This is a genomic window from Nocardia sp. NPDC056541, assembly GCF_042794235.1.
In the GTDB taxonomy this organism is placed as follows: Bacteria; Actinomycetota; Actinomycetes; order Mycobacteriales; family Mycobacteriaceae; genus Nocardia.
Window position 1 is genome coordinate 1 of the sequence record NZ_JBHTUD010000007.1, and the last position, 11,324, is coordinate 11,324.

The following is an 11,324-nucleotide window of genomic DNA, read 5'->3' on the forward strand; positions in this document are numbered from 1 at the left end:
CCCCTCAGGGCCGCGGACACGCGCGCGCCCGCGCGCCAAAAACACAGCGTCAAACCGTCCTGGGACTACCGAACCCAGGTCATCCCAGGAGGTCAACGATGACAAACACCCACTCCACCACCGGCGCCCGCGCCCACGCACGCGCCCAAGCCGCAGCAGCGACCATCACCACCCCCGACACACCCTCTGACATAGATCCCACAAAAATCGTTGCCGCACAACGCATCCCCCAAGGCAGCTACGCAAACATCGCGCTCGGCCGCGGCACTCGAGTGCGCCTCAGCGACCCCACCGGCACCACCTGCGCCCACCTGTTCCTACTCCGGACCGAATCCCCCTGGGAACGACTGAATGTCGCCGACACCGTGAAAGTCCCGTGGCAGGCCTACCTCAGCGCAGGCCATCCACTGCTCTCCGACCAAGGCCGGGTCCTGGCCACCGTCCTCGCCGACTCCGACGGCCACCACGACACCCTCTGTGGCCCCACCACCGAGGGCCGCCACCAACTCCACCTGGCAGGTGCCAAACAAGGTCTGGAGCCGCGCGATATCGGCCCCTCGATCGCCGTGTTCCGCGGAGCCGTGGTCGCGGTGGACGGCGCGATCGAGCCCACCGGCAACGGCCCGGCGGGCGCCACCCTCGACCTCATCGTCCACCTCCCCCTGACCCTCCTGGTCGCCAACGCCCCGCACCCCCTCGACGACCGCCCCACCGGCGACCTCGACCTTCTCGCCTGGTCCTCCCCCGCGGATCTGGACACCCGCAACGACGACCCCGAATACCGCCGGGCCGTGGAGAACACCGAAGCCGCCTGGACGGCCGCACTGAACACGGAGGTTCCGGCATGACCGCCACCCGCACCGTCGTCCTCGACGAGACCGTCCCCGCCCGGGCGCCGTGGTCGGCCGTCGTCCGCGCGGGCGACCACGTCGACATCATCGACCTGCACGGCAATCAGGCCGTCGACTGCCTGCTCTACTCCGCCGCCGATCGCACCGACCGCTACAGCGCCCAGGCCACCATCGCCGCCCAGCGCAACATCTTCCTCACCACCGGCAGCGTCCTGCGGACCGAAGGCGGCACCCCGCTGATGACGGTGGTCGCCGACGAGGTCGGCAATCACGACACCATCGCCGGCGCCTGCTCCCAGGAATCCAACACGCTGCGCTACGGCCACCACACCCGCCACCAGCACGCGTGCGTGGAGAACTTCCTGACCGCCGCTCTCGAATGGGGCCTGGGCAAACGCGACCTGGTCTCCAACATCAACTGGTTCATGAACGTCCCCGTCGAACCCGACGGCACGCTCGGCATCGTCGACGGCCTGTCCGCCCCCGGCAAGAAGCTCACCCTCCGGGCCGAGATCGACACTCTGGTCCTGGTTTCCAACTGCCCCCAGATCAACAACCCCTGCAACGGTTTCGACCCCACCCCGGTCCGCATGGTGGTGACCCGATGAGCCTCACCGACACCCGCATCGATCCCGCTGCCGACCTGGCCCCGACGAAGCTCCCCGCGCCCAGTGGTGTCATCGACTCGACCACGAAGCAGGCGGTCGACCCGGCCGAGTCGCGCCCCGCGAGCACGGTCGACCCGACAGGCACCAGTGCGACCGAGCCGACTTCGGACACCCCGGCGGCGCCGGCGCCCAGTCGGCGGCGCCTCGATGTCGTCCGTCCCGGAATGCAGACCACCGTGCAGGACTGGCCGGGACGAATCGGATACTGGCACATCGGAGTTCCGCCGTCGGGGCCGATGGATGACCTGTCGTTCCGCCTGGGCAATCGTGTGCTCGGCAACCTCGAGGGCGCGGCCGGGCTGGAGTGCACGCTGGGCGGACCGGCGTTGCGGTTCTCCGAGCCGACGTGGGTGTGCGTGACCGGCGCGGTCGCCGATGTCCGGGTGGACGGCGTCCCGGTCGAGCAGTGGCGGACCGTCGAGGTCCCGGCGGGCGGCGTGCTCGATGTCGGCGCGATCCGGGGCCCCGGCATGCGCACCTACATCCTGATCGCGGGCGGTATCGATGTCGACGAGTTCCTCGGCAGCGCAGCGACATTCACACTCGGCAAGTTCGGTGGCGGAACGGGTGCCGCGTTGCGCGCCGACGATTCGCTCACGCTGGGCGCGCCGTCGACCCGCCGCGCCCCCGCCGTCCCGATGGCCGACCAGCCCGCCTTCGCGCATCGTTGGGAACTCGCCGTCACCGAGGGCCCCCACGGCGCACCGGAGTTCTTCACCCGCTACGACTTCGACACCATCATCGGAACCGACTACGAAGTCCACTTCAACTCCGATCGCACCGGCGTCCGCCTCATCGGCCCGAAGCCCGAGTGGGCCCGCACCGACGGCGGCGAAGCGGGCTTGCATCCGTCGAACATCCACGACAACGCGTACACCGTCGGCGCCCTCGACTTCACCGGCGATACTCCGATCCTGCTCGGCCCGGACGGCCCCAGCCTGGGCGGATTCGTCTGCCCGGTCACCGTCGTCGCCGCCGATCGCTGGAAACTCGGCCAACTCACGCCGGGCGACAAGGTCCGCTTCGTCCCCATCCGTTCCGAACACGCCGCCCCCGCGGCGGAACTCGGCGCTCGTCGACGCGCTTGCTTCGGCACCGTCCTTTCGGCAGGTCGAGACGGCGACGACGGCATCCTGCGCCGCACCGAAGTCGACGACGAGACCGGCGTGACCTACCGCCGCCAAGGCGACGACGGCGTGCTCGTCGAATACGGCACGCTCACCCTGGATCTCGGACTTCGGGCCCGCGTCCACGCCCTGCACCAGCACCTCATCGCGATCGGGTTGCGTGGCGTCATCGAGCTCACCCCGGGGATTCGCTCACTCCAGATCAGGGTCGACCCCGCTGTCCTGCCGATCCCCCGCCTGCTAGACCTCCTCACCGAAGCCGAGGCGCAGCTGCCGAATTCCGATCAGCTGGTCGTCCCGAGTCGCACGGTCCATCTCCCGCTGTCCTGGGACGACCCCTCCACCAGGGAAGCGATCACCCGCTATATGCACGGCGTGCGCGCCGACGCCCCCTGGTGCCCGTGGAACATCGAGTTCATCCGACGCATGAACGGCCTGCCTTCCGTCGAGGATGTCTACAAGACGGTCTTCGATGCCGAATACCTGGTCCTCGGCTTGGGCGATGTCTACCTCGGCGCCCCCGTGGCCACCCCGACCGACCCCCGCCACCGCCTCGTCACCACCAAATACAACCCGGCCCGCACCTGGACCCCGGAGAACGCGGTCGGCATCGGCGGCGCCTACCTGTGCATCTACGGCATGGAAGGCCCGGGCGGCTACCAATTCGTGGGGCGCACCACCCAGGTCTGGAACCACCGGGCACGCCCGAGCGGCACTGCGGGCCCCGGCGTCGACCGCTTTTCCACCGACCCCGAAACCCCTTGGCTTCTGCGTTATTTCGACCGCATCCGCTGGCACCCGGTCGAGGCGGACGAGCTACTCGACCTTCGCGCGGATTTCGCGGCGGGCAAGGTGGACATCACCACCGAGAACGGCGACTTCCGCCTGGCCGACTATCGCACGTTCCTGGCGGACAACGCCGACTCCATCACCGACTTCCGCACCCTGCAGGCGGGAGCCTTCGCCGAGGAACGCCAATCCTGGCGCACCGCAGGAGAACTCACCGACTGAGCGACGTCAGGCAATGAGAACAGTTTTCCCCGACGCGTGCCCTTGCTCGAACGCGGCCATGGCAAGGGCCGTGTCGGACAAGGGGAACCGCCGCCCGATCACCGGCCGCAACTTTCCGGAGACGGCCAATTCGGCCAGGTATCGCAGGTCGGCGGTGGCGGGTCGCATGAGCAGTGCCTTCAGGGTCTGTCGCGCGAACAGGTCGGTGAGTGCCACCTGACCGAGCCATCGGATCGGGCCGAACCAATTGTTGCCCGGCGCGGCGGCGGAGGAGATGAACACACCGTCCACGGTCAGCACGCGACGGATTTCGCGCAGTTCACGGTTGCCCGCAAGGTCGAAGATCACGTCATAAGGCACGTCTGTCACAGTGAAATCGTCTGTGGTGTAATCGATTACGACATCGGCACCGATATCACGCACCATGTCGACATGCCGGGTGCTACACACCGCCGTCACGTGCGCGCCGAGCACCTTCGCGATCTGCACCGCGAAACTGCCCACCCCACCGGACGCACCGTTCACGAGCACCCGCTGTCCCGGCCCGACCTTGCCGATGTCGCGCAGCCCCTGCAGGGCCGTCATTCCCGAATCCGGTATCGCCGCGGCGTCTTCCAGGCTCAACCCAGTGGGGACAGCGGCGAACGAACCCGCGTCCGCGCACACGTACTGGGCGAACCCGCCGCTGGGGACCGCACCGAAAACCTGATCGCCCACCCGGAATTCAGCGACCGAGGCGCCCACCGCGACGACCTCGCCCGCCGAGTTCTGCCCGATCATCCGACACTTGGGCCTGCGCAACCCGAACCCGAGCCGCAGCAGGTACGGCGTCCCGGTGAGCAGATGCAGGTCCCCGCTGCACAGCGACGCCGCCCGCACCCGGACCACCACGTCCCGGTCCCCCGGCGTCGGCCTCGGCACGATCTCGGTCCGCAACACTTCACCCCCGCCGTATCGGGGCGCGATCCAGGCGGTCATCGAGGCGGTATCGACATCGGTCATGAGAACTGTCCCTCATCTCGCACTTACAGCGTAAGTCTCTGAGACGAAACGGTACACTTACGCCGTAAGTAGGTCAAGGAGAGGACACCCATGCCGACGCGCACCCCACTCACCAGGGAACGCGTCCTACGCGCCGCCATCGACCTCGCCGACCAGCAGGGCCTGGCCGCCCTGTCGATGCGCAACCTCGCCAAGACCGTCGGCGTGGAGGCGATGTCGCTGTACAACCACGTCGCCAACAAGGACGACCTCTACGACGGCATCATCGACCTGGTGGTCGCGGAGATCTACGTCCCCCGTGCGGGCGGCGACTGGCAGGCCGAACTCCGCCGCCGCGCCGCCTCTGCCCACGAGGTCCTGCTGAGCCACCGCTGGGCCACCGGCCTGCTCGGCTCCCGCATCAACGTCGGCCCCGCCATGCTGCGTTACGTCGACGCCACCCTCGGCTGCCTGATCACCGCGGGCTTCACCTACGAACAGGCCGACCGAGCCTGGAATGCCCTGGACAGCCACATCTACGGCTTCACCGTCCAGGCCGTCAACTTCCCTCTCGACCCCTCCGAATACGCTTCGGCGGCACAACAATTCCTTCCGCTCGTTCCCGCCGAAACCCATCCCCACATGCACGCGCTGGCCGCGCGCGTCATCGCCGGAACCCACTCCGGCGCGGCTGATTTCACCTTCGGCCTCGAGCTAATTCTCGAGGGGTTGGCCGGTCTGCTCCCCCGCTGACAACGGCGTGGTGATCAGATACAGATCTCCACGCTGCCCAACGGGAAGCACAATGCCACCGATCCGACTTCCGATGCTGTGGGAGGCGCGGGCACGGCAGCCGAGGCCGCGGGAGCGGCGACAGCGCCAAGAGCCAGAACGATGGCGGCAGCGGCGGCCGCCTTGCTGATCTTCGCGGACATGGGGAGTCCTTTCTCTGGGTGAACTCGGTTGGTTGGTTCCTAGCTGCGCGCTCCCTCAGTCTTCGCTGTGACGAGGGCAAACTCCAGGCAAGAAAGCATTACGTCAGACGCAGTGGCATCGCGGAACTGTCACTTCCGGGCCTCGACGGTTCGCCCGCGAAACGTCCCCTGCCGCGGAAGCCGGCGGTTTTCCCGGCGTGATACCGCGAAAACGAATGTTACCGACCCGTGACCTTCGTGCCACCGAATACACCGTTCCGGAATGTGGCCAGAGGTTGTCCACCGATCGGTGGACACGAAGTTCGACCGGTCGATGCTGGCTACGGCACCGGCCACCCGAGCAGCATCGACGACATGCGAAATCGCTTGGTATTGATCGCCGTTGCCAGCGCGCGCCATCCGTGGCGGGCCATTGTGGGCTGGTTCGTCTTCGTGGCGTTGTGCGTCGGAATCGGGGTCGGCATCGGCGGGAAACCCGCAGCCACCGAGGACTTCTGGATCGGCGAGGCGGGCCGCGGTGAGGCGCTCGCGACCTCGGGCGGATTGCAGCAGGCGCCGATGGAACGGGTGCTGATCACCGGCGGCGGAACTGCCGCGCACAACGCCGCTCAGGATGTCATCGACCGAATGCTGACCCTGCCCGAGGTCAGATCCGTTGATGCTGCGGTGTATTCACCGGATGGAACGGTGCTGCGCGTCGACGTGACCATGGCGGGCGCCGAACTCGATGCCAAGAAGCACGTGGCCGCGCTGCGTGCGCAAACCGATCAGGTACAGCGGGCATACCCGGACCTACAGGTCGAGCAGACCGGCGGTCCCTCCATCAGCAGCGGCGTCGAAGTCTTGCGCGGGCGCGATCTGGCGAGAACCGAGATGATCGCGCTGCCGATCACCCTGCTCACCCTGCTCGTTGTGTTCCGTTCGGCGGCAATGGCTCTGGTGCCGTTGTTGCTGGCGATATCGTCGATCGTCGCGGCAATCGGGCTGTCGCTGCCCGCCTCACACCTGTTCCCCGACAACGGTGTCGGCACGAACATCATTCTGCTGATCGGGATGGCGGTCGGCGTCGACTACACCCTGTTCTATCTGAAGCGGGCGCGCGAGGAGCGGGCCCGCGCGGGCGGCGCGCTCAGTTCACGGGCGCTGGTGGAACTGGCCGCGGCGACCTCCGGGCGCGCGGTGGTGGTTTCCGGGATCGCCGTCGCGGTCTCCAGCGCGACGATGTATCTGGCCGACGACGTGGTCTTCTCCTCGATCGCGACCGCCGCGATTCTGGTCACCCTGGTCGCGGTGGCCAGCTCGCTCACCGCACTGCCCGCCCTGCTGACAGTGCTGGCCGATCGAGCCGAGCGGCGCGCGGCCCGTAAGCCCTCGGCACCGGAGCGAGAGAGCACCGGCCGACTCACCGGTTCGCTGCTGCGACTGACCGCCGCACGCCCGGTAGCCGCACTGACCGTCGCGGTGCTGGCCATGCTCACACTCACCGTGCCACTGCTCGGCCTCGACCTCACCGACATGGGCCGCGAGACCCACCCCCGCTCCATCCCCGCCATGCAAACGTTCGATCGGCTCACTACCGCGTTCCCCCAGCTGAAGTCGATGCACCAGGTCGTGGTGGCGGCCGAGCCGCAGCGAGCCGACGAGGTCACCGACGCGCTGCGCGCACTGGCCCGACGAGCCGAGTCCGATCCCGCCCTCGCGGGCGAAGCCGAACTGCGCACCTCCCCCGACGGCCGGGTCAGCCTGCTGGAACTGCCGGTCCAGCACCACGTCAGCGACGATGCGGCCCAACAGTCCCTCGAACGCCTCCGCACGGACTACCTACCGGCAACCGTCGGCACCCTCTCCGGCGTGGACTACGCGGTGACCGGTGATGTCGCTCGCTATGCCGACTACCCGCGCCACCAGGAACAGAAGCTGCCCCTGATCATCGCGACGTTGCTGCTGGTGACGTTCGTCCTCACCGTCGTGACGTTCCGCTCCGTGGTCCTCGGATCGATCGGTGTCGTGCTGAATCTGCTCTCGGCGGGCGCATCGCTGGGCCTGTTGACCGCGGTCTTCCAGAACACCTGGGCCGAGGGCCTGCTCGACTTCCATTCGACCGGCTCGATCGGCTCCCGAGTCCCCCTGCTGCTGTTGGTGATCCTGTTCGGACTGTCGATGGACTACCAGATTTTCGTGCTCAGCCGCATCAGCGAGCTCGCACGCGCCGGGGTGCCGACCCGCCGGGCCGTACTCGACGGCGTCGGCGGTTCGGCGAGCGCGGTCACCAGCGCCGCGTTCGTCATGGTCACAGTGTTCGCGAGCTTCGTTCCGCTGCACATCATGGAGATGAAGCAGATGGGCTTCGCCCTCGCGGCCGCGGTCCTGCTCGACGCGTTCGTGATCCGGATCGTGATCCTGCCCGCGATGTTGCTGCTGCTGGGTGATCGCACCTGGTGGCCCGCCCGCCCCGCCCGCACCGCCGAGCCGGTGAAAGTAGGCTGAGCGAAATGGAGGAGAGGCCGACCCGGATGCGGATTCTGCGCCGGTGGTACGCCGGATGCTGGGTGCTGTTCGGCCTCGGCCCGCCCGTGATCGCCGTGCACGATCGCACCGATATGACGAAGTACTCGACGTGGATCCTGATCACGGCGCTGGCCGCGAGTTATCTGGCGCTGACGACCTTTCCGCGTCACCGCGTCGTCGGCACCACCGGCTTTCTGTGCCTGCTGGTCGCCGTCCTCGGCATGACAGCGATCTTGCTCGAGGGCGGTGCGGCCTTCTTCATCGTCTCCATTCCGCTGTTCTGGATCTACACTCCGACACCGCGCCGCGCGGTCGGTTACCTCAGCGCGGCGGCGGTAGCCACCCTCATCGGGAATCTCACCGGACCGATCTTCTCCCCCGGCAATGCCACCTTCACCCTGCTCGGATACGCGGGCGGCGTCCTGCTCGGGCTGTGGATGGACCAGGTGATCAGGCAGGGCGCGGAACGTACTCGCGCCCTCGGCGCCGAGCTGGAACGCACCCAATCGGATCTGGCCGCCGCCCACCAGCGGCAGGGCGCGGCCGAGGAACGCGAACGGATCGCCCGCGAAATCCACGACACGCTCGCCCAGGGCTTCGCTTCCATCGTCGTGCTGGCCGAGGCGGCCCGCGACGGCATCGGCACCGATCCGGCGGCCACCGCCAAACAGCTGTTGTCGATCGAGCGCACCGCCCGCGAGAATCTCACCGAGGCAAGGGTGCTGGTCGGCGGAAGTCGCGCGGACAGCACCGGGATCGCCCAGACGCTGCGCCGGGTCCTCGATAGCTTCGTCGAAGACACCGGGCTGACCGTGCACGCCGAACTGGCGGACATCGTCTGCGACCAACCCACCAGAATCGGCCTGCTGCGCTGCACGCAGGAGTCACTGGCCAACGTGAGCAAGCACGCGAAGGCGAGCACTGTGAGCGTGGTTCTCTCCCACACCGATGCCGGACCGGAACTCGAGATCACCGATGACGGAATCGGTTTCGCACCGCACGAGGCTCGTGGATTCGGCCTGAACGGGATGCGTAACCGGTTAGCCGAGCTCGGTGGCGAATTCGACGTCACCAGCTCGCCCGGCGAGGGCACCAGGATCTTCGCCCTTCTCCCCGCGACCGGACCGACGTGACCGAGCCCCTGCGCCTGATCCTCGCCGACGATCACCTCGTGATGCGGGCGGGTCTCGTCGCGCTGTTGCAGGCCGAACCGTCCATCCGGATCGTCGGCGAGGCGGCCGACGGCGCGGAAGCCATCGATCTCGCCGAACGGCTGTGCCCCGATGTTGCGCTGCTCGATCTACGAATGCCGGTTCTGGACGGCGTCGCCGCGACCCGCGACATCGTGCGCCGCACCGGAACCCGCGTCCTGATCCTCACCACCTACGACACCGATGCCGAGATCGAACGCGCCATCGAAGCGGGCGCCATCGGCTACCTCCTCAAGGACACCACCCGCGATCAACTCGTCGACGCCATCCACGCCGCCGCCCGCGGCCAGACCGTCCTGGCGCCCCGGGTCGCCGAACGCCTGGTCGCCCGCATCCGCCGCCCCGAGCCGGTCACCCTGACACCGCGAGAAATCGACGTCCTGCGCGCGGTCGCCGACGGCCTGTCCAACCCCGAGATCGGCCGGCGCCTCGTCATCGCCGAAGCCACCGTCAAAACCCATCTCCTGCGCGTCTTCGCCAAACTCGACGTCAACGACCGCACCCACGCGGTCATCGTCGCGATGAAGCGGGGCCTGTTCACCACCGGCGAGTGACCGACTCCGGCAGCCGATCAACCGGGTACCAGGTCCGCGCTCCTGCGCACGGCACCGGGGAACTGACCGTCCGATTGCGGCGCGACCTCCATCACCGCTTCCGCCACGGCGAGGCAGGCGCCGAGCCGCGGCAGTCGGCGCAATCCCGAATCCCCTTGCAGCAGGAGCCGAACCGCGGCCCATGGCAGGTTCACGTCAGCGAACGACGTGTGGAACAGGCCCGCCGAGGGGCGTGGATTCGCCTCGAGCAGCACCGGTTCGCCACCGCGATAACGCAATTGAACATTCGTCAGATAGGCCAGTTCGAAATGCCGTACGAGCCGGCGCGCGATGTCGACCAGCGCGGGATCGTCGAGCAGGATGCGGAAACGCCCCTGCTTGGCCCGCGGAATACCCATCAGCAGTTCGCCTCCCGACGCGGAGAGGCAGTCGATGCTGATCTCCGGTCCTTCGAGGAACGGCATCACGAGCAGCGGCGGCACCGCTTCGCCCTCTTCCGCCGCCCGCCGCATCGCCCCCGCGACCGCCTCGACCGAGGCCACCGGCCGGGGCGCGACCCGCAGGTTCGCCATGGTCAGCGGGCGGTCGTCGAGGATGCGGAAGCCGAACGCCGAGTACTCACCGCTGGGCTTGATACACAGCGTCTCCCCGGTGAGCGAAAGCTCGTCGACAGCCGCGTAGAACTCATCGACGTCGGCCGCCTCGCGCCACGGCGGTACGGGAATCCCCGCGGCACCGGCTATCTCGTAGGTGAGAACCTTGCTGGTCAGCGCCGTCACCGCGGACAGCGGCGAACACATCAGACTGGTACCGACCGCGGCGAAGTCCGCCGCGCGGCCCGCCAGTGCGTCGAGCCGTCGCGGCGGAATGAGCACGTCGATGCGATGTGTCCGACAGAAATCGAGCGCGAACTGCGCATACTCCTCGTTGCTGACATACCGAGGTTCGATCGCCGACACATCACACGCCGAGAGAGCTGCCGCACTCGGATCCACATTGCTGGCGAAAACAGTGACCTCGACCCCATCAGGGTTCTCCCGTAGCAACCGCATGACCTGAACGCTGGCCGCACCCGCACTGCTCAGCCAAATCCGAAGCGTTATGGCAACCGCTCCCTTCCTTTTCCCGAAGCGAACCCGGACCTTATCCCGGTTCTGCTTCGAGCACATTTCGGAAAGAAGGACCCCACGTCACATCGGGGGGAACTACATCACAGGCCGTACTTGCGGACGAATTCCTCGGTGAGGTCGATCGCCGGGAGTCCGAGATCGGTGGCTTGGGTGTTGGCCGGGGTTTCCTCGATCCACTCCGCGGGAGCGGGCGGAAGCTGTCGCCACTGCGCTCGTGGATCGGTCTGGTCGTCGTGCTGATCGGTCATAGGCCCTCCCCTTGTTCCTGCACCCAGGATAGGGCCGACGAGGGCACCTGCGCCACAACTACTCGCCTACCGAGCGCTTCGGTAGGCGAGTAGCGGCGGA

11 protein-coding genes are annotated in these 11,324 nt (G+C 67.8%); 7 read left to right on the forward strand and 4 right to left on the reverse strand.

What is annotated here, in order from left to right; translation table 11 throughout:
• The first annotated feature begins 98 nt into the window (after positions 1 to 98).
• Genes ACFQ9R_RS13790 through ACFQ9R_RS13800 form a run of 3 tightly spaced genes read left to right on the forward strand, consistent with a single transcriptional unit; the run spans position 99 to position 3,657 of the window.
• Positions 99 to 848 carry a DUF1989 domain-containing protein gene (locus ACFQ9R_RS13790; protein ID WP_378990827.1) on the forward strand — a complete coding sequence of 250 codons (750 nt, stop codon included), beginning with the start codon at positions 99 to 101 and terminating at the stop codon, positions 846 to 848.
• Entirely contained in the window at positions 845 to 1,459 is a 615-nt protein-coding gene (locus tag ACFQ9R_RS13795; RefSeq protein WP_378990829.1) for an urea amidolyase associated protein UAAP2, read from the forward strand. Before ACFQ9R_RS13790 ends, ACFQ9R_RS13795 begins: the two co-directional genes overlap by 4 nt.
• Entirely contained in the window at positions 1,456 to 3,657 is a 2,202-nt protein-coding gene (locus tag ACFQ9R_RS13800) for a 5-oxoprolinase/urea amidolyase family protein (protein ID WP_378990830.1), read from the forward strand. The genes ACFQ9R_RS13795 and ACFQ9R_RS13800 overlap by 4 nt, the downstream gene beginning before the upstream one ends.
• A gap of 6 nt (positions 3,658 to 3,663) precedes the next feature.
• Here ACFQ9R_RS13800 and ACFQ9R_RS13805 read toward each other — a convergent pair whose 3' ends face one another.
• Complete coding sequence (locus ACFQ9R_RS13805) at positions 3,664 to 4,659, reverse strand: NAD(P)-dependent alcohol dehydrogenase (protein WP_378990831.1); 996 nt, start codon at positions 4,657 to 4,659, stop codon at positions 3,664 to 3,666.
• A gap of 90 nt (positions 4,660 to 4,749) precedes the next feature.
• On the opposite strand from ACFQ9R_RS13805, the gene ACFQ9R_RS13810 reads away from it, so the two are divergent.
• On the forward strand, positions 4,750 to 5,391 hold the full coding sequence (locus ACFQ9R_RS13810) for a TetR/AcrR family transcriptional regulator C-terminal domain-containing protein (protein ID WP_378990833.1): 642 nt from the start codon (positions 4,750 to 4,752) through the stop codon (positions 5,389 to 5,391).
• Between the two features lie 14 nt (positions 5,392 to 5,405).
• On the opposite strand, the gene ACFQ9R_RS13815 is transcribed toward ACFQ9R_RS13810, so the two are convergent.
• On the reverse strand, positions 5,406 to 5,573 hold the full coding sequence (locus tag ACFQ9R_RS13815; protein WP_378990835.1) for a hypothetical protein: 168 nt from the start codon (positions 5,571 to 5,573) through the stop codon (positions 5,406 to 5,408).
• Between the two features lie 354 nt (positions 5,574 to 5,927).
• Between ACFQ9R_RS13815 and ACFQ9R_RS13820 the strand changes: the two genes are divergently transcribed.
• The 3 genes from ACFQ9R_RS13820 to ACFQ9R_RS13830 are packed head-to-tail and all read left to right on the forward strand — an operon-like array spanning position 5,928 to position 9,846.
• On the forward strand, positions 5,928 to 8,060 hold the full coding sequence (locus ACFQ9R_RS13820) for an MMPL family transporter (RefSeq protein WP_378990837.1): 2,133 nt from the start codon (positions 5,928 to 5,930) through the stop codon (positions 8,058 to 8,060).
• Between the two features lie 5 nt (positions 8,061 to 8,065).
• Positions 8,066 to 9,214 carry a sensor histidine kinase gene (locus tag ACFQ9R_RS13825; protein WP_378990838.1) on the forward strand — a complete coding sequence of 383 codons (1,149 nt, stop codon included), beginning with the start codon at positions 8,066 to 8,068 and terminating at the stop codon, positions 9,212 to 9,214.
• Positions 9,211 to 9,846 carry a response regulator gene (locus ACFQ9R_RS13830; protein ID WP_378990839.1) on the forward strand — a complete coding sequence of 212 codons (636 nt, stop codon included), beginning with the start codon at positions 9,211 to 9,213 and terminating at the stop codon, positions 9,844 to 9,846. The genes ACFQ9R_RS13825 and ACFQ9R_RS13830 overlap by 4 nt, the downstream gene beginning before the upstream one ends.
• A gap of 17 nt (positions 9,847 to 9,863) precedes the next feature.
• Here the strand turns inward: ACFQ9R_RS13830 and ACFQ9R_RS13835 are convergent, their stop codons facing one another.
• Both ACFQ9R_RS13835 and ACFQ9R_RS13840 read right to left on the reverse strand, forming a co-directional pair.
• Positions 9,864 to 11,015 carry an ATP-grasp domain-containing protein gene (locus ACFQ9R_RS13835; RefSeq protein WP_378990841.1) on the reverse strand — a complete coding sequence of 384 codons (1,152 nt, stop codon included), beginning with the start codon at positions 11,013 to 11,015 and terminating at the stop codon, positions 9,864 to 9,866.
• Between the two features lie 41 nt (positions 11,016 to 11,056).
• The gene (locus tag ACFQ9R_RS13840) at positions 11,057 to 11,224 is read right to left on the reverse strand and encodes a hypothetical protein (RefSeq protein WP_378990843.1); all 168 of its coding nucleotides are present in this window, start codon (positions 11,222 to 11,224) and stop codon (positions 11,057 to 11,059) included.
• Positions 11,225 to 11,324 lie beyond the last annotated feature (100 nt).

Coding starts and splice junctions, on each gene's coding strand:
- ACFQ9R_RS13840 (WP_378990843.1), bottom strand. CDS start 11,224: ATGACCGATCAGCACGACGACCAGACCGATCCACGAGCGCAGTGGCGA.
- ACFQ9R_RS13815 (WP_378990835.1), bottom strand. CDS start 5,573: ATGTCCGCGAAGATCAGCAAGGCGGCCGCCGCTGCCGCCATCGTTCTG.
- ACFQ9R_RS13790 (WP_378990827.1), top strand. CDS start 99: ATGACAAACACCCACTCCACCACCGGCGCCCGCGCCCACGCACGCGCC.
- ACFQ9R_RS13805 (WP_378990831.1), bottom strand. CDS start 4,659: ATGACCGATGTCGATACCGCCTCGATGACCGCCTGGATCGCGCCCCGA.
- ACFQ9R_RS13810 (WP_378990833.1), top strand. CDS start 4,750: ATGCCGACGCGCACCCCACTCACCAGGGAACGCGTCCTACGCGCCGCC.
- ACFQ9R_RS13795 (WP_378990829.1), top strand. CDS start 845: ATGACCGCCACCCGCACCGTCGTCCTCGACGAGACCGTCCCCGCCCGG.
- ACFQ9R_RS13835 (WP_378990841.1), bottom strand. CDS start 11,015: ATGTGCTCGAAGCAGAACCGGGATAAGGTCCGGGTTCGCTTCGGGAAA.
- ACFQ9R_RS13820 (WP_378990837.1), top strand. CDS start 5,928: ATGCGAAATCGCTTGGTATTGATCGCCGTTGCCAGCGCGCGCCATCCG.
- ACFQ9R_RS13800 (WP_378990830.1), top strand. CDS start 1,456: ATGAGCCTCACCGACACCCGCATCGATCCCGCTGCCGACCTGGCCCCG.
- ACFQ9R_RS13825 (WP_378990838.1), top strand. CDS start 8,066: ATGGAGGAGAGGCCGACCCGGATGCGGATTCTGCGCCGGTGGTACGCC.